Here is a 21,854-nt window from a genome sequence, read left to right as displayed (position 1 = left end):
TCATCGTCCCTTGATCAGCACGCTGGGGTCACGGTCAACCCGTTCGGAAAGGTTGCGCAGGCGGGCCGCCGTGGCGGCCAGATCATCCACGGCGCGCTGCATCTGCACCATGGTGCGGCCCTGCGGGTCCAGGGCGGCACTGGCGCCATCCAGGGCGCTGTCGGCCTTGCCCATGGTGGTACGGGCGGCGGCAGCCGTACTGGCCACCTCCTTATCCAGGGTGGCGGACAGGCTGCGCAGGGAAACCAGGGTCTGGTTCAACTCCCCCACCGTCTGCTTGATGCCGATCTGGGCGGTACCGGACATGGCCCCCACCTCTGTTTCCACCGTCGCCAGCGTGGTGCGCAACTGCACCACCAGGGCCGGCAGTTCGGTGATGGTCTGGCGCAGTTCCGGCGTTTCCAGCACCCCGATCAAGGCGTCCAGCGCCTTTTGCAGGGATTCAACCGTCTTATCCAGCTTCACATTCTGCAGCTGTTCCGTGATGGCCTGCAGATCGGTGGGCACGGTGGGGATTTCCGGTACATGGCCCTTGTTCCCCACATCAATACGCCGGCCACCATCGCGGAAATCCAGTTCCACCGCCAACTGCCCGGTCACGAAGCTCTGCATCACCAGTTTGGCGGTCAGGCCACGTTTCAGCAGCGTGTCGATCAGCTCCTCGTCATCTTCCTTCAGCTGGGTGCCGAAGGTGGCCACCGTGTCGGGCTGCACCTCCATCCCCACCCGGATGATGAAATTATAGGTCTGCGGGTTGACATGTACCCCCATGCTGTTGACCGAACCCACCCGCACACCCCGGAAGGTGACCGGCGCACCGATCTGCAGCCCGGCGACGGAACTGTCGAAAAAGCTGACCGCCTCCAGCTTCTTGGACCAGAGGGCGGCCCCGCCGAAGAACAGGATGGCGCTGGCGACAAGCGCCAGGGCACCCAGCACAAAGGCGCCGATGGCGGTGGAGCTGGGGCGTTTCAAGGCGTGGCCTCCGATGTGGAACAATCCATTCCCTTACGGGTCAAAAATTCGCGGACTTTGGCATTATCGGATGTGCGGACAAGCTCGCCAGGCGCGCCCAGGGCCGTGGGATGGTGCAGTTCCCCATCCAGGAACAGCATCCGGTCGGCGATGCTGTAAAGGCTTTCCAGCTCATGCGTGACAATCACCACGGTGATGCCCAGCCCGTCGCGCAAAGACAGGATCAGCTGATCCAGCCGGCGCGACGATAGAGGGTCCAGCCCGGCCGAGGGTTCATCCAGGAACAGCACCGAGGGGTCCAGCGCCAGGGCACGGGCCAATGCTGCCCGCTTGCGCATCCCGCCGGACAGATCGGCTGGATAGCGCTCCTCATGCCCCGGCAGGCCGACCAGGGCCAGCTTGAACCGGGCCAGCGCCTCCCGTGCCGCCGGGGCGGCATGATCGTGCATCTCCATCGGCATCATGACATTTTCCAGCAATGTCATGGAACTCCACAGCGCCCCGCCCTGGAACAGGATGCCAAAGGGCGGCGGGCCGGCGGCACCGGACATATCCAGCGGCTGGCCATCGAACTGGATATTGCCTTCCAGGATGGGCAACAGCCCGACCATGGTTTTCAGCAAGGTGCTTTTGCCGGAGCCGCTATCGCCGACAATGGCGAAAATTTCCCCCGGCGCGATGTCGGCGGAAATGCCGGTCTGCACGGATCGGCCATTATAACCGATGCTGGCACGATCAATACGGATGCGGGGCTGGCTCGCCATGGCCTTAGATCCCCAGCGCATTGGCGCAGATGGCGAACAGCGCATCCACGGCGATGATGGCGACAATGGCATTGACCACCGCCGAGGTGGTGGCCTGACCGACATCGGCGGCCGAACGCCCGGCCCGCAACCCGCAGCGGCAGCCGATCAGCGCCACCATGGCGCCAAAGACCAGCGATTTCAGCCCACCGATGTAAAAATTGGCGCTTTTGATCGCCGCCTGGGTTTCCACCATATAGGCGGTGGCGGTGATATCCAGCATGGAGATGGCCACCACCAGCCCGCCCACCAGCGACAGGGCACAGGCATAGACATAAAGCAGCGGCATCAGCAGCGACAGGGCCACCACGCGCGGCAGCACCAGAAATTCCTCCGGCGGTACACCCAGGGTGGTCAGGGCGTCGATCTCTTCATTGCCCTGCATGGTGGCGATGCGGGCGGCGAAGCTGGCGCCGGTGCGCCCGGCCAGCACGATGGCCGTCATCACCGGGGCCAGTTCACGCACAGAGGCGATGCCGACCAGATCGGCGACATAGAGCCCGGCGCCAAACGCCTTCAGCTGCACCGCCCCGACAAAGGCCAGAATGGCGCCCATCAGCACATTGACGATGGCAACGATGATCAGGGCGTTGGTGCTGGATTCGGCGATGACGTCCATCACCTCATTCCGGCGCAGCATGGCGCGGCCGGTGAAGAAGCGCGGCAGGCGCCACACCACCTCCCCGATCAGGGCCATCATGGCCTTGGATTCATCCCATTGCGCCAGGGTGGCTTTGCCCAGCCGTTTGCGCAGGCCCGGCTGGGGCTTCGCCTCTGCCGGGGCGGGGGCGCTGCGGGCCAGATCCAGCAGCTTGGCCAGATCGCGCGGCACGCCCTCCACCCGCACATCCGGGGCATTTGGCCCCTCCCCGCGCAGCTGGCTCAGCAAGCCGGCCAGGAAGGCGGCATCCACCGTGCCCCATTTCCAACCCGTCGGCGCTTCCACCCGCAAAGTGGAAATGCCGCCCGCCGGCAGGGTCTGCGGCGGAGCGGCCAGTTGGGCGGGATCAATGCCGCCCGCCGGTATGGTCAGGATCAGGCTGTCGCCGTCCTGGCGCGTATCCACCATCTGTCAAACCACCGGATCGGAACGGAAAAGCGGGATTGGTGCCCAGTCAATGTCTGTATCTGCCTTCGTTCACAATGACGCAGCGCACAGGGGAGCGCAATGGCATTGGCCTTTGCGTGGCAGGGGATGTGAACCGCGCCGGGATTGTCGGCGGCAAAAGTTCGTGAGTCACGCCGCCATTGCTGAGCACTCACGGTGTCATGACAGCGTTGTTCTGCCTCGGCTGGCGGGATATTTCCGATGGCCGGCCGGGCGCAGTGCCCGATGGCCGCCTCCCCTCCCGCCGGTCGCCCGACGGGAGGGGGGGGCGACAAATACATCAGAACTTGTAGCGGGCCCCCACCTGGAAGGTGCGGGCATTGCCCACTGTGCCGTTTTCCTTAAAGGTCGGGTTGGCACCGGCCCCCGCTGTCCAGGCGGAATAGCTGCGGTTCACCCAGTCGAACGCGTTGTAAACCTGGAAATCCAGCGTCAGCAGATGGCCGGAGAAGGTCTCGATATCCTTGGAAAGGCGCAGGTCCAGGTTCTTATAGCCGAAGGTCGTTTTGGGATAGAACACACCGCCCAGATTGGCAAAACAGCAGGCATTGGGCGGTGTGTCGGGCAGGCCGGAAATGACATTGCCGAAGGCCGGCCCGGATGCCAGGGTCAGCGTGCTGGACAGTTTGGTCCCCCAGGGGCCGGCCACAATACCGGTGCCCACGAAGCGATATTTATCCACGCCCTGCACATAATGCCAGCCGAACTGGTTCTGGCGCGGGCCTTCGAAGAACTCATCGGCCCCCAGCTCCGTTCCCACATTGGTGCGCGGGCGCTGCAGGGTCAGGCTGGTGGTGAAGCCCCAGCCGGATTCATCCGTGTAGGGTTTCTGCGCCGTCAGATAGATGGCGGCGTAGCGCGCCTCCCCTTCACTGGCACCGATATTCAGCTTGCCATTGAAGCCGGGCAACTGGCCGGCGGCGGGGAAATTATCAATGATCCAGAGGTCACCGGCGGGGCTGAAGCTGCCATCCGGCATCCGGTTGCCGCGCACATACTGGAAGATGTTTTTTGAAATGATGTAGGCGAAGGTCAGTGAGGTCTGGATTTCACCAAACTGCTGACGCACGCCGATATCAAGCTGGTCCGAATAAGGCAGCTTGATATCATTGGGCAGCAGCCAGACCGACCCACCCTTGACACAGCCGCTGAGGGCTTGCCGCAAATTGTTGGGATCCTTCAACCCGGCCTGATAGGCCGGCGCGCAGGCCGTGCCGCCCCCGAACTCAATCCGCTGATCGGTGCGATAGAGATTGGAGATGGTCTCAATCTGGGAGGTCAGGAACAGGTTGCGGTCATAATAACGACCGGCCCCGGCAAACAGCACCGTCTTGCGATCCCCTTCCAGATCATAGGACAGGCCCAGACGCGGCTGGAAGGCCCCCAGATAGGCATCGCGGTTCTTGCCGGTGGAAATATAATCATCCGGATTGATGCCGGCCGCCTTCCAGCCCTGGTAATTGCGCAGGGCGGTGACAACATTGGCCGGCGTCACAAATTTATTGTTGCCCTGGTTGGATTCATAATCCCAGCGCAGGCCCAGATTGGCCGTCAGCCTATCGGTGATTTCCCAATCATCCTGGATGAACAGGCCGATCTGGGTATTGTTGGCCCGGGCCTTTTCCACCGGCCGGATGGCGATCTGCGCCGCATAGGGAATGTCGGCGGCGGTACCGGTATAGGTGTTGGCATCGTAAATATAGGTGCCGTTGCTGTAAAAATCCTCCAGCCGGCTGAACTTGGCCAGGGTCAGCTTGCCGCCGACCTTCACCGTGTGCGCGTCACCGGTCCAGGTGGTGGCGTTTTTGAAGGTCAGCAGTTTCTGGGCGCTCTCCTGGGTGAAGAAATGCCCGCCCAGCTGCGCCACTTCGCGGCCGTTGCGCCCGTCGGTCAGAATGGTTTCCGGGCCGTCACTGTTGCGCGGCGTGCCGGTCGTCACCGTCTGATAGGCGATCTGCGCTTCATTCAGGAAACCGTCGCCATCATGCTTCCATTCAAGCTGATAGTTCTTGATGTCGTTCTGCTTCAACCGCCCGTGGGAACGGGCGGCCTGATTGCCGAAATCGGCCAGATCGTCTTCCTTGCGCAGGAAATAGCTGGCATCCACCGTATCGGCCTCGCTGACAAAGAAGGTCAGCTTGCCGAACAGCAGATCCTGTTTGAAATCGGCTGGGAAACTGCCGTTTTCCCGCGTTGCCAGCGCCTGATAGGCGGGCGTGCCCCCGCCCGACGGGGTCAGCAGCTGCACGCCGGTGGAAGGGTTGGTCTGTGTCGTGCCTTCATAGGCGACGTAGAAATGCAGCTTTTCGGCAATGATCGGGCCGCCCAGATCGGCGCCATATTGGGTGCGCTTGTAATCCGGCTTCTCCCGCGTGCCATCGGGATTATTGGCCTTGCCCGGCCGGTCGAAATAGGGGCGGCCGATAAAGGCTTTTGGCTGATATTGCACAAAGCCGGTGCCATGAAACTCCGTGCCGCCGGTCTTGGTGACGGCGGAGATAATGGCCGAACCGGCCTGTTCATATTCCGCCTTGAAATTCTGCGTATCGACGCGGAATTCCTGGATGGCCAGCTGCGGAAACGGGTTGCCCTGGGAAAAGCTCTGCCCGGCAACCCCGCCATGGCCCACCTGATTCTTGTAACTGGTGCCATCGATGAAGACGTTGATATTATCCGCGCTGACGCCGCCCGCCTGGATGGAGCGGTTGCCAGCCGAGGGCGAAACCGAAACACCCGGCGCCAGGGCCGCGAAATTCAGGAAGTTGCGGTCATTCTGCGGCAGTGATTCAATCTGGGCCGGCGTCACATTGGTGCTGACGATGGCCGAGCGCGGTTCCGTCAACCTGGCGCTGGTCACCACAATTTCGTCCAGCGTCGGGGCGGCGGGGGCCAGATCGACGATCACCGTCTGCCCCACCGGCACGGCAGCGTCGGCCACATTGCCGGCCGCTTCAATCCGGTAGCTGCCGGGACGCAGCCCCACCAGCACGTAATCACCCTTCTCATCCAGCTTGCCGGTCTGTTTCTGGCCGGTGGAAAGGTTGGTGGCCGTCACCACCGCCCCCGGTGCGCCGCCATCCACATGGCCGCGCACGGTGGAGGCCGTCTGGCCATTGGCCAGGGGAACCATGCCGACAGCGATGGCCACGGCAAACAGGGATACGCCCAGACGGGCGGCTGACCGATAGGAGAATGACCTGGGCATCTGCGTTTTCTTCCCCGAATTTGAAACCATGTAACCGGTTTCATTTTTGTTTAGCCGCCATGGATTGGAGAATGTGCGGCGATGTAAACGGTTCCATGGATTAGTAGCGGCTGATTTGGTGCCGTCAAGCACCTTTTCTGATCCGTTAACCGCGATTTGCTGAAATGTTGCCGATCAGCCCGGACCGGATGGCAGCCAGCCCCCGGTGAAACCGGCGCGCCGCAGGCCACGCCGCAGCGTGGCCGCCCCCCGCATCACCCGCCAGATCAGCCCATCCTGATAATTGGCCATCATGCCCAGAATGGGGCCCTGATCGATGGCGATGTAATCCGTCGCCACCCAGCCCGTTACCGGGTCCACCTGCCCCTTATCCGACTGCGCGGCCGGCCCGATGAAGCTGGGGTTGAAACTGTCCAGGAAGCCATATTGGCCATAAAGCCGGTCGCCATAGCGTTCCTTCATGGCCAGTGCCGCCGGCACCACGATTTCCGGGGCGAAGGGCAGGCAGCCAAGCGCTGCTGTGGGGGACAAGGTGCCATCATCCAGCCCGTCCGGCTGATCCAGCGGCCCGCGCGCCGAATAGCCGTGGAAACGCCGTTCCCTGCCATCGACGCTGAATTGCGCATGGCCCGGCCCGTCGCAGGCGGTCAGCCCCCAGATATCCGCAGCATAGCCGCGCCAGCCGCCCGGATTTGCCATGCAATAGGCCCGTGCGGCATAGGCGGCGCGGCGGCTGTTCTGGAAATAATCGAAACCAGCCTCGCGCATCACCGCATCGCGGATACCCCGGAAATCCACCCACATATGGCTGTATTGGTGGCCAAACAGGGGGGCGAAGGCCAGATGCCGCCCCATCCCCTGCCCCCGCCATGACCGTGCATAGGTGCGGGTCCAGTTGTCCCACGCCCCATCGGCCACCGGATGCCGGCCCGACCCCAGCGCCAGCAGCAGCACCATCATGCCTTCATTGTAACCGGTCCAGTAATGGTCGATGAAGCCTTTCTCCGGCCCCCAGCCCATGGAGATGTCGCCGGCCTGGTTCTGGAACCAGGGCCATTCCGCCCGGTCCACCAGATCCAGCGCCAGCCGGCGGATTTCCTGCTCTGCCGGATCGCTCCCATCAAAGAAACCCGCGGAAAACAACATGCCCAGATGCAGCAGGGCGGTATCGACACTGGACAGCTCGCACTGGCCGTAACGCAGGCCCGTCAGCATATCCAGGAAATGATAGAAAAAGCCCTTATGCCCGGCCACGCCCGTGGCCGCCGGCCCCTGCGGCAGCTGGTCAAAGAAACGCAGCGTGGTCAGGGTGCGGATGGCGGCGTCAGCCCGGCTGACATAACCGCGCGCCACGCCAATGCCATAGGCGGTGAGCGCAAAGCCAACCGCGGCGATGCTGCAAAAAGACGGGGTTGGCCAGCGGTCAGGCACCAGCCCATTGCCCGCATTGGCCCTTTCCCAGAAGAAATTGAAGGTGCGGCGGCCCAGATCGTCGAAGAAGGGCGGCAGTGAGACAAGGGGCGGGGCGGCGCGAACCGCCCAGCCGGGCAGCAGCGCCGCCCCGGCCAGGAACGGCGCTGCCCCCAGCAGGGTACGGCGGTGGATCATTGTCGGGTGGACTCCCTGATCACAAGGTCGGGCGTGATGATCTCCAGCTTCTTGCCGGCATCATCGCCATCAATCATCGCCGCCAGCCGGGTGACGGCGCGGCCCCCCAACTCGGCGACATGCACACGCATGGTTGTCAGGCCCAGATAATGGGCCAGCGGAATATCATCGAAGCCGGCCACGGCAATCTGCCCCGGCACGGAAAGGCCGTTCTGGCGCGCCCAGGTCAGGGCGCCGATGGCCATCATGTCATTGGCGGCAAAGACAGCATCCACCTGGGTGCCGGCCGCCAGCAGGTCGCGCAGCGCCGCCGCCCCGGATAAATCATCGAAGCGGCCTTCCACCACCGTTACCGGGGCATCGGGGGCAAATTCCGCCATGGCCCGGCGATATCCATCCGCGCGTTCCCGCGCATCCAGATTGCCGGCGGGGCCGGCAATATGCACGATATGGCGCCGCCCCAGCCCGATCAGATGCCGGGTCACCGCCACAGCCCCGGACTGGTTGTCAAAGCTGATCACCGGGTGGGTACGATTGCGTTCGCTGTTCAGCAGCAGGGTCGGCATCCCCGCCGGCAAGGTCGCAGCCAGGGTCTTTACCGGCAATTGCGGGGCCATGATGATCACCCCATCCACCCGCCCGCGCATGGTGGAAACCGCCCGCGTCACCCGTGCCAGATCGGCGTGCAGGCTGGACAGCATCAGGTGATAGCCCAATTCCCCCGCCCGCCGATCCAGCCCGCGCACCAGTTCAGAGAAGAATTCCCCGAACAGGTCCGGCAGGACCACGCCGATGGCCTGGGTCTTGGCGATGGACAGGCTGCGCGCGCCCGCATGGGGGGTATAGTTCAGGCTTTCCGCCACCCGATTGATGCGGTCGCGCGTATCCGGGCTGACACTGGGATGGCCATTGACCGCGCGCGACACGGTGGCAACCGAAACACCGGCCAGACGAGCCACATCCCTGATCGTCGCATTATGCGGCGGCTTCCCGTTGCCCACGTCAATTCCCCGTGATGATGTCCGGCCAGAGACCCTTTATGACCGAAGAAACCGGTCCGTGCTACGAACTTCTATTGCGCTGATACTGTGAAATCGTCTATGCAACCGGTTACATGATGCAGTCAACCCCATTTTTGACCCCAATTCGTGAATTTGCACGGGACGGGTCACACGAGAGGCAACGATGGGTGACAAGAAAATATCCCGGCGGGCGGTGATGATGGGGGCGGGTGTCGCGGCGGCCTGGATGGCCAGCCCGGCCCGGCCCCTGGCACAGGCGGCGGAAGCCGGCCCCGTGCCAGCCTTCATCGACGCATTAATCAGCCGGATGAATGTGGAGGAAAAGGCCGGGCAGTTGCAGCTGATGGCCGCGGCCTGGAGTGGCGGTGTCGCCACCGCCATCAACCCGCCCAGCGGCAATAGCGGGAATTTCGATCAGCAGGTGGAAGCCGCTGTGGCCGGTCGCCTGACCGGCGTGTTCAACGGCAATGGCGCCGTGATGGCCGAACGGATGCAGCGGGCGGTGATGCAGAAATCACGGATGAAGATCCCGCTGGTCTTCGCCGCAGACATCATCCACGGTCACCGCACCATCTTCCCCGTCGGCGTGGGGGAGGCGGCCAGCTTTGAACCATCGCTGGCGGAGCGAACCGCGCGGGTGGCGGCGATTGAGGCCGCCGCCGCCGGCATCGACTGGACCTTCGCCCCCATGGTGGATATTGCCCGCGACCAGCGCTGGGGCCGCACCATGGAAGGGGCCGGGGAGGATGTGCTGCTGGGCTGCCTGTTCGCCGCGGCGCGCGTGAAGGGGTTCCAGGGCGGTGACCTGCGGGCCGATGATGCAATGATGGCCTGCATCAAGCATGTCGCCGCCTATGGTGCTGCCATGGGCGGGCTGGATTATAATACGGTGGATATGTCCGAACGCACCCTGCGGGAAGTCTATCTGCCCCCCTATCAGGCCGGGTTTGATGCCGGTGCCCTGTCGGGCATGGCCGCCTTCAATGAAATCAACGGCATTCCCGCGCATGGCAATAAATGGCTGATGACCGATCTGCTGCGCGATGAATGGAAATTCCAGGGCATCATCGTTTCCGACTATACCGGCGATGAGGAGATGATCGCCCATGGCTATGCCAGGGATGGGCGGGATGCCGCCCGTCTGGCCATCCTGGCCGGCGTCGACATGAGTATGCAGAGCGACCTCTATGCCCGCCACCTGCCGGGGCTGGTGCGTGACGGGCTGGTACCGGAAGCGGTGGTTGACCGGTCAGTGCGCCGGGTGCTGGCGGTCAAGGCCATGCTGGGCCTGTTCGATGATCCGTTCCGCCGCATCAATGCCAAGCGGGAAAAGGCCCGCACCCGCCTGCCCGCCCATCTGGCCCTGGCGCGGGAGGCGGGGCGCAAATCCATCGTGCTGCTGAAGAATGAGGACAATCTGCTGCCCCTGCCCAAGCAGGGGCGCAAGATCGCCTTCATCGGCCCCTTCCTGCGCCAGGAACGCAGCCTGAATGGCCCTTGGGTGATCTATGGCGACAATGCCCAGGCGGTGGACCTGCCCACCGGCGTGCGCGCGGCACTGGGGCCGGATGCGACGGTCAGCTTCACCGATGGATGCGGCGTCAATGCCCCCCTGCCGGGTGGGATTGAGGCGGCAATGGCCGCCGCCAGGGCCGCCGATATCGTGGTGCTGTGCGTGGGCGAGAATGAGCGCATGTCCGGCGAGGCGCAGAGCCGCACGGATATCGGCCTGCCCACCGCCCAGCAGGAACTGGCCGAGGCGCTGGCCACCACCGGCAAACCCATGGTGGTCCTGCTGACCAATGGCCGGGCGCTGGCCGTGCAAGGGGCGGTGCGTGATGCCAAGGCCATTCTGGTGACCTGGTTCTTAGGCTCGGAGGCCGGGCACGCCATGGCCGATATCCTGTTCGGCGACCATGGCCCCTCCGGCCGGCTGCCCTGTTCCTTTCCCTATGAAACCGGGCAGCAGCCCTATTTCTATGCCCATAAGAACACGGGCCGGCCGGTGCTGGCGGGCAAGCCGACGGAATATAAGGCCAGGTACCGGGAAGCGCCCAACGAGGCGCTGTACCCGTTCGGGCATGGTCTGACCTATGGCGATATCCATTACAGCGATCTGAAACTGCCCGCCACGCTGGCCTGGGATGGCACGCTGACCATCAGCGCCACCATCACCAACCGGGGCCAGCGCGCCGCGGAGGAGGTGGCCCAGCTTTACATCCGCGACCAGACAGCCAGCATCACCCGGCCGGTGCGGGAATTGAAGGCCTTCACCAAGCTGCCACTGGCAGCGGGCGAAAGCCGGGTGGTGAGCTTCACCCTCAGCCGCCGTGACCTGCTTTTCTATGGGGTGGAGAACAAGCCGACGGTGGAACCGGGCCTGTTCACACTCTGGATCGCCCCCTCCGCCCAGGCGGAAGGGGTGACCGGCATGTTTGAACTGCTGGCATAATACCAATCCGCCAAGGGCTTGTCCCTTGGCGGATTGGAGGCCGGCGACCGCCGGCTCAGCACCTCGTGGCGCGTGAGCCAAGGGTGCCTTATGCGCCCGCCCGGCGACTGAGGGAACGCAAAATCTCCCTGGATCGGTCACGATCAAGGGAGATTGGTAGAAGTCAAAGCCCCCGCAAGTGCCCCAACGGGCACCGGCGGGGGCAGATCGCCGACCGGTTTCAACACGGAACTCGGGATCAGGCCTTCAGGATCAATCCCTTGCGATCCATTGCCCAGGCCACCGCCCAGCAGACCATCGTATAGGCAAAGGCGCAGAGCAGCGATCCCACCGGCCCCGGCGCCAGGGGCTGGAACAGGGTGACGCCGATCCAGTGATAGACACCGCCTTGCGGGCCGATGCGCACCATCTCCAGCACAATCACGAACAGTTCGGAGAACAGATATATCGCCAGCGGGTTACGCCCCAGGATGGTGAAAAAGGACGTGCCGCGCTGTCGGCCCGCCAGTTCCACCAGGGCGATCAGCCCCGCCAGCAGGATCAGGTCCAGCCCCGTCGTCAGCAGAACGAAGGAGCCGGTCCACAGCTTCTTGGCGATCGGGAACCAGGGTGCCCAGGCCAGCCCGGCCAGCACCAGCCCCACCCCGGCCACCGCCATCAGCCGGACCGTACGGACCAGCGATGCCCCGCGCAGGATGGCCACACCGGCCAGATAGCCGGCCAGCACATTCACCGTCGCCGGCAGGGTGCCCAGCAGCCCTTCCGGATCGAAGCCATTATCCTTCTTGTAAAGATGCGCCGGACCGATCAGCCAGAGATCAATCTTCGTGCCGATATTGGCATATTTATCATAGGCCAACCCCGGCTCGCTGAAGGCCAGCAGAATCCCCCAATAGCCCAGCAGCAGCACGATACAGGCCAGCACGATCTGCCGCACGCCCAGCCAGCGCACCAGCAATCCCGCCAGCAGATAGCAAAGCGCCAGCCGCTGCAGCACCCCTGGTATCCGGGTGTGATCAAAGGGCAGGAAGGCCCATCCCGTTTCCCCGCGCGCCACAAAGGGGAACCAGTACATCAGGAAGCCCAGCAGGAAGATGATGGCCGCCCGCCGGCACAGGCCCTTTACATAAGCACCGGTCGGCAGCGGCTTGCGCAACGCGAAACTCATCGCGTTGCCCATGGCGAACAGGAACGTGGGGAAAACCAGATCGGCCAGGGTGAAGCCGATCCATTTCGCATGGACCAATTGTGCAAAGGGCGGTGCCCCGGCCCCGGCCGTATTGACCAGGATCATCAAAAAGATGGTGGCGCCGCGAAACACATCGAGCGCGATGAAGCGCTTGGGCGCGGCTGTGCTGATCACGCTCATGGCCGGTCCACCTCTGCCAGCAGCGTGCGCAGGGCGGCCAGGGGCGATGCCGGCCGCTGGCGCGGCCATAGGTTCTCATCGCTGAGCCAGCCCTGTTCCCAGGCCTTGATATCGGCCTTCACCGTCGCTTCATCCAGCGGCTTGCCCGCCACCGCCGCCTGTCGGGCGGCGTTCAGGAAGCGCTGCCAGCGCGGCAGGTAATAGCCGGCATAAAGCCCCTGCCAGGCGCGCGAGGCATAGTCCGACAGGTTCCCCGTGCCACCCCACAGGGTGACAATGGCCTTGGCATCCTGGGCAAAATGCTGCTTCTCCGCCGGTGTGTCGCCATAGGCGCGGGCGTCTTCGATCCAGCTTCCCAGTGTTTCCTGCTGGTTGCCCAGCAGGCTGTCAATCTGGCGGGCCAGTGCCTCCACCCGCGCGGCGGCGTGATCACCGGCCGCCAGATCGCCAGCCTTATAGGCGGCGATGGCCTGCTTCAACGCCTCGTCCAGCTTCAGGCTGGCATAATGGCCGGTCAGATCGATCAGATCATAGAGGTAAAGCGGTTCCGCCCCCAGCCCGGACGCCTGGGCCAGCAGCGCCTCGATCCCGGCGCGCAATTGGGCAGCATCGCCCGGCGGGGCCGGATAATCCGACCCGGCCAGGGTCGGCCGTTTGAAGAACAGATAGGCCCCGGCGCGCTTTTCCCACCAGCGCGGTGTCCAGTACCGCGTGCTGAAGGCCCCGGCAATCACCTTGTTCCAGCCATCCAGCAAGGCCGGCGTCACCGTGCCATAACGGGCGCGCAGCCGGTCGGACAGCCAGCTTTCCACCGGCGGCGCGCCGGTTTGGCCCGACAGCTCCCCCCAGGCCAGATCATAGGCGTAATCATAGACGATGCCGTTATTATGCAGCCCTTCCGGGAACATGCCAAAACCGGCCAGCGACCCGCGCCCCGGATGGCGCAGCACCGCTTCCATATCGGTGCGGTAGAAGGACAGGTCGCCATAGACCGGGTTGCTGCCGCCGTAATTATGGACATAGCCATAGATCCAGTGCTTGCCGTCAAAGGCGTTGCTGGATTGCCAGATGCCGGGATAACGGTCATTGCCGATATCCAGGATCAGCATCCGTTCATCCGGCACCTTGGACAGGAAGGCGGCGATGGCGTCGGGCGTCCAGAAATGTTTGTCGGCCCCGAACAGCCAGCCCTGCATCACCCAAGTGGCACCGGGGGCGGCCTCCGTCACCGACTGGTAAAGCCGCTCGCCATAGGCGGCCAGCCGGGCGCTGCGCACCTCTGCCGGCAGGGCGGCGGCGCGGGCAGCGGCGGTGTTGGCGGTGGAATCGCCATAGGTGGCCTGGCGGGCGTCGCTGCCATCCTCCGCGATGGGGGGCACCATCTCGTTGAAGGCATCCAGCAGGTAATATTGCCCCGGCCCATAGGTTTCATTGTAAAGCGCAATGAAGCGCTTGGCGATGCGGGCGAATAGCGGATCGGACGGGTCCAGCCAATAGGTGCCGGGGAAACCTTCCCATTCCCGCATCTGATAGATCCGGGCCTCCGGATGGCGCTCGGCAAAGGCCTTGGGCACATAGCCGGCAAAGGCGGGCAGGATCGGCTTCATGCCCAGGGCGCGCATCCGTTCCAGGATGCGCTTTTGCAGGGTGTGCTTCTTGTAGATCCAGCCGGTGGACAAAGGCGCGCGGTAGCCGGCGATATTGCCCATGCGCTGCCAGGGCAGGAAGGGGGCGGCGGAGAAGCCATCGGCAATCGCCGTATCGCTCAACCCCTCTTCCCGCCACAGGGCACGCCAGACATATTCCTGCCCTTCCATGGCCAGCGGCGTATCAATGCCATGGGCAGCCATCCAGTCAATTTCCTGCTCCCAGCGGGCCCAATCCCACCAGACGCTGGTGTAACCAAAGGTGCAGGGGTTGAGATAGGTGCGCAGGCCGAAGGGGGATGTGACGTCCCCGCTGTCATAGCCGGGCGCGAAGGCCACCGTCTGGCGACGGTTGCCTTCCCAACTGACCGCCAGCGCCCCCTGGCGACCCAGATAGCGGACAGCCCCATGCACCAGCGCCACAGCGGAATCCCCTTCCACCGAGAGATGCCCCTTATCGGTGCGAACCCGGTAATAGGGCTTGTCCATTTTCTTCAAGGACAGGTTGATCAGGCTTGTATCCACCCCCAACCGCCCCAGCACGGCCTGCGCTTCTGCTGTTGCTTCGGCCGGCATGGCGGTTTTCTGCGTCGGTTTCGCGGCCACCGGTGCCGGCAGACCGCCGCTGGTGATCAGCCAGAGCGCGGCCGACATCAGGCAGAAGGAGCGGGTGGAAAGGCTGGCCAATGCTGAAATCGCCAATGTCTGTCATCCATCCGTTGAAGTGCTGACCACGCAAGCGCGGATGCCGCAGCGCTTGTCGCAAGCAAAAGCTGGCAACATCCCAATGGGCTTGGCACACCGGGATGCTGCCAATGGCGATTACATCTTCCAGGTCGCAGCAGCGTAGAAGCTGCGGCCATAGAAGCTGCTTTCCTGCCAGACGGAAGGATCGTTGTAATAGGCCTCTTCGCTGCTTTCGTTCAGATTGATGACACCCACGCTGAAGCTGAGATGTTCATCGAATGTATAGCCGGCGCTGAGATCCACCTGGGTGCGGGCCTTCACCGTATGGCCTTCGCGGGCGAAGAAGCTGTCGGCGCTGTTCTGATCATAACCGCTGCGGTGGTTGATGGCCACGCGCACGCTGAAACTGTCATTTTCCCAATAGGGCGTGACGTTCCAGGAGGTCTTGGACAGGTTACGCACGGTATAACCGGTACCAATCTTCACCTTCTGCGGATAAACCTTGGTGAAGTTACCGATGATGCCAAACCCATCCACCGGCAGGTAATCGTCGAACGACTGGTTCCAGCTCACCTCAAAGCCCTTCAGCTTGATGGTGGAGGGGTCGTTCAGCGTCTGGGTGATGTCATAAATATTGCCGGCGGCGTCAACGCAGTCATTGCCATTGTTGGTCAGCGGCGTGCCGGCAAAGGAACCCGGGCAGACCAGCGCCGAATAGGTGCCGTTCTTGATCCATTTCTGGAAACCGTTGATGGAGAAGGCACCGGTGCGGCTGTAATACCACTCCACCCCCAGATCGATCTGGTTGGCGGTCAGCGGCTTCAGGCCGGCCTGACCCAGATTGACCGTCACAATATCGGTCTTGGTGTTCTGAGAATTGGTGGTGCGCGAGGTGGTCTGGGCCAGGGAGCTGTTGGAATCCAGGATCGGGCGGACCAACACCTTGGCGGCGGCAAACCGGACCATCAGCTTGTCCACCGGCTCGACGGACAGGTTGAAGCTGGGCAGCCAGTTATCGTAATGCTGCGACTGGGTATAGTCGCCAATATCCTGCTGCACCTCGGTATAGCCATCGGTCCGCGGACCGGTGACGTTACCCTTCACCTTCTGGCGGGTATATTCATAGCGCAGGCCAAGATTACCCGTCACCTTCATGTCGGCTAGCATGGTGTCGATGCTGGCCATCGCATAGGCGGACGGCATGTAGCGGTCCACCTTATAGCTGGATTCCGGGGCGAAGATTTCCGGAACCACAATGCCGGCCGCCGCCAGCGCCTTGTCATAGGCGGACGGGTTGGGGCCGACCCAGCCATGCGGGATGTCAAAGCGCCCATCCAGGAAATCGCCGACCGAATAGTAATTGCTCGGCATGGATGGGAAAATGCTGCTGCCGGGCGCCGGAGCGTTGGACAGCGCGATCATGTCATGACGCGTGATATAGCGGTCGAAACTTTCGTGCCGGTTCTTGGCACCAACGCTCAGCTTGCTGATCGGGCCGAACGCCACTTCCTTGGACAGATCGACCTGTTCAGACAGTTCGCTAGACTTCATCCGGCGGGTGGCGCCGTTGGGATATTCGTTGCGGTTCAGCAGGTTGGGGGCATACAGCCCGGCATTGGCCAGATCGGTGCTGACCGTGTAGCCAATGGCATCCGGATCGGCAATATCAATGGTGGCACTGGGGATATTGATACCCAGAATGGCCGCCGCTTCACGCAGATAGGCCTTGCCCTGGGTATAGTTCACCGCCGTCTTGGCGACCCAGCCATCATCACCGGTCCATGTGCCCGACAGGGTATAGCCCTGGCTGGTCAGATTGCGCTCTTCCTCCTGACGGTTATTTTCCATCGTGAAGTTGGTCGCGGTGGTATTGACCGCCGTGCCATTGGTCACCTTGTTGACCTTCAGGCGCGCGGTGTTGAACAGGAAGACCTGCTGGTTGACGTCGTAATCCGTATTGTCGCGCGCGAAAATCGCCGAGGCATTAATCTCAATAGAATCGGTGGGGCGCCATTGCAGCCCGCCGCTGGCCTGCTTGCGTTCCGTTTCGCGGTCGATGCGGCGATAGCGCGGGCGGCGCGGCACCGTCACGGTCGATCCACCGATGGATTGGGTGGTCCAGCGATCCATCCAGAAATAATCGGCGCGGTCGTCCAGCTTCTGATAACCGACATTCAGGTAAACGCCGAGCGTATCGTTCAGCAATTGATCGACATAGCTGACACCGACCTTCGGCGTGATCTTGCCGCCGGCAAATTCAGAATTCTGGCCTTTGACAGAGGCGACAAATTCCGGCGCCTTGTAATCCAGCGGCTTGGTCGTATCAATATTCACCGTGCCGGACAGGCCGCCGGCATCCATGTCCGCCGTCGGCGATTTGATGACCTGGATGGAGCTGGCCAGTTCAGTCTGAATAATGTCGTAACGGAAGCCGTCGGTGAAATCGGCACTCTTGAAGACCTGGCCATTGATGGTGGTCAACGCATATTGCGGGCCCAGGCCACGAATGCTGATCGTCGCCCCGCGCCCATTGACGTTGGACATCTGTACGCCGGAAATGCGCTGGATCGCTTCCGTGATATTCTCGCTGGGGAACTTGCCCAGATCTTCCGCCGAGATACCGTCGGTAACGCGGGAGTCCAGGCGCTTGGACTCCATGGCCGCATAGATCGAACCACGGAAACCGGTTACCACGACCTCGTCAAGCGTCTCCGTGCTTTCAGCGGGAGAGGATTGCGCCAATGCCGGGGCGGCAAGGGCCAGCAGGCCGATGCAGGTGCCGCACAGCAAGGACATTTTTTTTCGGCGAAGCGCCGCGACATTCCCACGAACTGAGTTGCTCATCCCGTAACCCCTGCCTGTTAAGTATGATGCTGAGGTGATGTTCGACGGCTGGCGGCTTGTTTTCGTTTCTCGTCGTCCATTCCTTCATGTCAGCAATTGGTATGGTTCGTCAAGTCCACTATAAGACATTTCAAGACGCCGAATTTTTAATTCAAATTAATTAAATCAACGACCCGGATAAATTTCGGGAAAATGAAAAGTATCGATAAAAAATGCACAAAAATAAAGCACCCACTTTTTATATTGAAATAAAACCAAACAAAATATGCGCATAAAACATGCAAATGAAGATAGTTTCATGAAAAAAATGCACATTTATTGAAATATGAATAAATTCAAACGCAAAAATTAAAATAATTATCTAAGATAAATTTTTGAAGGATTTTTGTCGCCCAGCCTGATAACGCATCACGCGCATTCATTGTTATATCTTTAGGATAAAATTAAATTCTCACATGATTTCAACAGAATAATGAATCCATCCCCCCACCTAAAAGCCATCTGGGATAAAAACGGCGGAAATGGCGCAGGTTATTGCCGTAAAATAACAATACCAATTTATGCCAACTCCTCCCCTCGATTATCCAGGCCGTGCCGGAAGCGGGAACCTCGTCCGTCAATATTACAAAGTGAAATGCCACCGCCCCCGCCGCTGGTAGAGAGTTCGTAAATATCGGTTAACCGTCTTCGTAGCTCACGATTAACGGAAGTCAACCCCCCAGGCATCAAAAACTATGCTGAGGGCTATAGGCTTCGCCCTGTCTTGTCAAAGCGCTTTCCCCTAGCCTCTGAAACAGGCAGTACGGGGACAAACGACCCCGAAAAACATTCCTATGTATGAAGGGGTCGGTCAAATGGTGTTCAATCTGCTGAAGCAACAGGATGCCACAGCGCAAATCATCGCCGCACTCAACCGCTCCCAGGCGATGATTTGCTTCAATACGGATGGCACCATCCTCGACGCCAACCAGAATTTTCTGGATGTAATGGGCTATACGCTGACGGAAATACGGGGTCAGCATCACAGCCTGTTCGTCGATCCGGCCGAAAAGAACAGTGCCGATTATGCGAATTTCTGGCGGGCGCTGAATCGTGGTGAATTCCAGGTCCGCACCTTCAAGCGCATCGGCAAAGGCGGTAAGGTTGTCTGGATTGAAGCGTCTTACAACCCGGTGCTGGATGGAAACGGGCGGGTCACCAAGGTGGTGAAATATGCCATTGATGTGACCAGCAAGGTAATGGAACAGGTGGAAGCCGCTGGCCAGCTGGCCGCCATCCGCAAGTCCAACGCCGTGATCGAATTCGACCTGGATGGCAATATCCTGTGGGCCAATGACAATTTCCTCAACGCCGTCGGTTATCGGCTGGAGGAGATCAAGGGCCACCACCACAGCATGTTCGTGGAAGCGGCGGAGAAGAACAGCCCCGATTACCGCGCCTTCTGGCAGGCACTGCGCGCCGGTCAATTCCAGGCACGGCAGTTCAAGCGCATCGGCAAGGGCGGCAAGATCATCTGGATTGAAGCCTCCTACAACCCGATCCTGGACCCGGAAGGCAACCCGGTGAAGGTGGTGAAATATGCCACCGACATCACCGCCCAGATGGACATGCTGGCCAATCTGAAACAGCTGATCGACCGCAATTTCGGGGAGATCGATGAAGCTGTCGGTCATTCCACCGGCGAGGCTGCCTGCGCGGCCTCTGCCGCCAACCAGACCTCGGCGGCGGTGCAGATGATGGCATCCAGCACAGAGGAGCTGGCCGCCTCCATCAATGAAATCTCCCATTCCATGGTGCAGTCCCGCGCTGCTACCGATAATGCAGTACAGGTGACCGACCGGGCTGATCAGGCCGCCCAGCGGCTGGACACCGTTGCCCAGGCTATGGAAGGGGTGGTTGATACCATCCGCACCATCGCAGGCCAGATCAACCTGCTGGCCCTGAATGCCACGATCGAGGCGGCGCGCGCCGGGGAGGCCGGGCGCGGCTTTGCCGTGGTGGCGACGGAGGTGAAGAATCTGGCCAACCAGTCGGCCGGCGCCACCCAGAAAATCACCCAGGAAATCGGCGGCATCCAGGCGCTTTCCGCCGATATGGTTGGCGCGCTTCAGGAAATCCGCAGCGCCGTGGCCAATGTGCGCGAATATGTTTCCACCACCGCCGCCGCCGTGGAAGAACAGAGTGCTGTTACCCGTGACATGTCCGCCAGTATGCAGACAACCGCCGCCGCCGTGGAAACCGTGACCCAGAATCTGGGCGCGATCAACGGTTCCATCGGCAAGGTAAGCCATGCCGTGGAAACAACCAAGGCAGCAGCGCGGGTGCTGGCACGGTAAACCGCGCCAGTACTCCCCCGCCGCCGGAACTTTGCTTTTACGGATGCACTTCCGGCAGCACCTTGCCCCCCGCCATCACCGGCAGGGACTCAATCAGGATGAAGGCGATGCGACAAACCTGATCGGGGGACGGGTTGCGCCACAGATGGTTGGTGGCGCGCTGCACCACAATGTCACCGGCCTGCAGCGCGGTGACCGAGCCGTCATCCAGCTCCAGTTCCAGCTGACCGGACAGCACGATGCCGTAATCAATGGAATAGGACCGGTGCAGCGGCGATGCCTTGCCCGGCAGCATGTCCACAATGCGGATCACCGATCCGCCATGCAGGGTCTTGCCGGCCGGCACCATGCCGTCGGTCCCGGCATTCAGGTCGGCAGGGACTGTGGGCGTGGCCCAGACCAGTTGAAAGGCGGCATCGCCGCTGTCGATCAGCGTCGGCGTCAGCGTATCGACACTGCGGATCACCGACAGGCCCTGATCATCATGGGCGGTGACGATGCGGCGGAAAGGCTGGGTCATGATGCGGAAACGCTCCGGTTTTGCAACAGCAGGAAAAGATTGACGGCAGCCACCAGCAGGGCGCCCAGGCCGATCACCGGCAGCGCTGCCGCCACCGATCCGGTGGCTAGCGTCAGGGCCGGCACCACCAGGGCGGACAGGAACTGCCCGATGGAGAAGCTGGATTGCCACAGGCCGGTACCGCGCCCGCGCACCGTGAAGTTCAGCACGGACAGGGCCCAGGTCAGCAGGGTGGGCAGCAACATGCCGGCCGCCAGTTGGCCGACAAAGGCAAAACCGATGAACAGCCCGGCATTGCCCGCCAGCCCCATGGCAATGAAGGCGGCGGCGATCAGGCTGAACTCCCCGGCCAGCAGCAGCCGCACATCCAGCCGCGCCAGCCGCCAGAAAACCAGCGTACCCAGCGGCACGCCGATGCTGGCCAGTGCGGAGAACAGGCCGATCTGGCCGGGATCGGTGACGCCATGGGCGGGCAGCACCGTGCTGATATTCACCTGGATCGTATAGAACAGAATGGCCGCCAGCACCGTGGTGCCGCAGGACAGGGCCATATGCCGCCCCGGCAGGCCGGACCAGTCCAGCATCCGGATACGCGCGACATGGCCCCCCTCCCCCTGCCCCGCCGGTTCACGCACCAGCAGCAGCACCCCCAGGGCCATCGGCCAGGCCAGCCCATAGACCAGGAACGGCGCCTGCCAGCCCTGGCGCCCCAGCAGACCGCCAAGCGCCAGGAACAGCAAGGCCGAGACCGAGGCCACCGCCGTCTGGGAGGACAGCCAGCGTTCCCGGGCCTTGCCGCTGTAAAGGTCACCGATCAGGGTGGTGGACAGCGTCATGATCACCGCCTCGCACAGGCCCACCGCCACGCGGCTGGCCAGGATGGGGCCGATATCCGTCAGCAGCATCGGCGCCATCCCCGCCAGCCCATAAAGCAGCATGGCGATGATCAGCAGCCGCTTGCGCCCGAACCGGTCGGCCAGCATCCCAGCCACAGGGGAAAACAGGGCGATGCAGAGACCCGGCAGGGTCAACAGCACCGGCACCAGAAATTCCACCCCCGGCACATGGGCAAAGGCGGCCATCATCTGCGGCGCCACCGGCACCAGCAGCAAAATCCCCATCACCGCCGAGGTGCAGGGCAACAGCAGGGCAATGCCGGTGGCAATCCCCGGCGGACGGGATGGGGCGGGTTGCATGGGGGGTGTCCTTTGGGGGGTGGGATGCGATGGCGGCCATCTGATACGTCTCCCTCCCCAGTAAGCCCGCGTTTTCACATGGC

The 21,854-nt window shown here is 62.3% G+C and carries 13 protein-coding genes; 2 read left to right on the top strand and 11 right to left on the bottom strand.

Going from position 1 to position 21,854, the window contains the following annotated elements; all coding sequences use genetic code 11:
- From CHB97_RS13155 to CHB97_RS13130, 6 genes are all read right to left on the bottom strand, one after another.
- The gene (locus tag CHB97_RS13155; RefSeq protein WP_160105836.1) at window positions 1–975 is read right to left on the bottom strand and encodes an MlaD family protein; all 975 of its coding nucleotides are present in this window, start codon (window positions 973–975) and stop codon (window positions 1–3) included.
- The gene (locus CHB97_RS13150; RefSeq protein ID WP_089288345.1) at window positions 972–1,739 is read right to left on the bottom strand and encodes an ABC transporter ATP-binding protein; all 768 of its coding nucleotides are present in this window, start codon (window positions 1,737–1,739) and stop codon (window positions 972–974) included. Before CHB97_RS13150 ends, CHB97_RS13155 begins: the two co-directional genes overlap by 4 nt.
- Before the next feature lie 4 nt (window positions 1,740–1,743).
- Complete coding sequence (locus CHB97_RS13145; protein ID WP_089288346.1) at window positions 1,744–2,847, bottom strand: ABC transporter permease; 1,104 nt, start codon at window positions 2,845–2,847, stop codon at window positions 1,744–1,746.
- A 319-nt stretch (window positions 2,848–3,166) separates the two neighbouring features.
- On the bottom strand, window positions 3,167–6,091 hold the full coding sequence (locus tag CHB97_RS13140) for a TonB-dependent receptor domain-containing protein (RefSeq protein ID WP_089367442.1): 2,925 nt from the start codon (window positions 6,089–6,091) through the stop codon (window positions 3,167–3,169).
- 174 nt (window positions 6,092–6,265) lie between these two features.
- A complete protein-coding gene (locus tag CHB97_RS13135) occupies window positions 6,266–7,699 on the bottom strand; it encodes a glucoamylase family protein (protein ID WP_089288348.1) in 1,434 nt (477 codons plus the stop codon).
- On the bottom strand, window positions 7,696–8,700 hold the full coding sequence (locus CHB97_RS13130) for a LacI family DNA-binding transcriptional regulator (RefSeq protein ID WP_089288349.1): 1,005 nt from the start codon (window positions 8,698–8,700) through the stop codon (window positions 7,696–7,698). Before CHB97_RS13130 ends, CHB97_RS13135 begins: the two co-directional genes overlap by 4 nt.
- Window positions 8,701–8,884: 184 nt before the next feature.
- Between CHB97_RS13130 and CHB97_RS13125 the strand changes: the two genes are divergently transcribed.
- Window positions 8,885–11,173, top strand: coding sequence for a glycoside hydrolase family 3 N-terminal domain-containing protein (locus CHB97_RS13125; protein WP_089288350.1), 2,289 nt, complete (start codon window positions 8,885–8,887; stop codon window positions 11,171–11,173).
- Window positions 11,174–11,411: 238 nt separating this feature from the next.
- Here CHB97_RS13125 and CHB97_RS13120 read toward each other — a convergent pair whose 3' ends face one another.
- The 3 genes from CHB97_RS13120 to CHB97_RS13110 all read right to left on the bottom strand — a co-directional run bounded on the left by CHB97_RS13120 (window position 11,412) and on the right by CHB97_RS13110 (window position 17,671).
- Window positions 11,412–12,542: an acyltransferase family protein gene (locus CHB97_RS13120; RefSeq protein WP_089288351.1), complete on the bottom strand. Its 1,131-nt coding sequence runs from the start codon at window positions 12,540–12,542 to the stop codon at window positions 11,412–11,414.
- Window positions 12,539–14,890, bottom strand: a complete 2,352-nt coding sequence (locus CHB97_RS13115) for an alpha-N-acetylglucosaminidase (protein WP_200819935.1) — start codon at window positions 14,888–14,890, stop codon at window positions 12,539–12,541. The genes CHB97_RS13120 and CHB97_RS13115 overlap by 4 nt, the downstream gene beginning before the upstream one ends.
- Window positions 14,891–15,010: 120 nt before the next feature.
- Window positions 15,011–17,671 carry a TonB-dependent receptor gene (locus CHB97_RS13110; protein ID WP_200819934.1) on the bottom strand — a complete coding sequence of 887 codons (2,661 nt, stop codon included), beginning with the start codon at window positions 17,669–17,671 and terminating at the stop codon, window positions 15,011–15,013.
- A gap of 902 nt (window positions 17,672–18,573) precedes the next feature.
- Here CHB97_RS13110 and CHB97_RS13105 point away from each other — a divergent pair.
- Complete coding sequence (locus CHB97_RS13105) at window positions 18,574–20,055, top strand: PAS domain-containing methyl-accepting chemotaxis protein (protein ID WP_200819933.1); 1,482 nt, start codon at window positions 18,574–18,576, stop codon at window positions 20,053–20,055.
- 37 nt (window positions 20,056–20,092) lie between these two features.
- On the opposite strand, the gene CHB97_RS13100 is transcribed toward CHB97_RS13105, so the two are convergent.
- Window positions 20,093–20,575: a cupin domain-containing protein gene (locus CHB97_RS13100; RefSeq protein WP_089288353.1), complete on the bottom strand. Its 483-nt coding sequence runs from the start codon at window positions 20,573–20,575 to the stop codon at window positions 20,093–20,095.
- The gene (locus tag CHB97_RS13095) at window positions 20,572–21,771 is read right to left on the bottom strand and encodes an MFS transporter (RefSeq protein ID WP_160105834.1); all 1,200 of its coding nucleotides are present in this window, start codon (window positions 21,769–21,771) and stop codon (window positions 20,572–20,574) included. Before CHB97_RS13095 ends, CHB97_RS13100 begins: the two co-directional genes overlap by 4 nt.
- Window positions 21,772–21,854 lie beyond the last annotated feature (83 nt).

Source organism: Azospirillum sp. RU38E (assembly GCF_900188385.1).
Taxonomy (GTDB): Bacteria; Pseudomonadota; Alphaproteobacteria; order Azospirillales; family Azospirillaceae; genus Niveispirillum.
The sequence above is the reverse complement of the archived record's forward strand: the minus strand, read 5'-3'. Positions and strand labels throughout refer to the sequence as shown.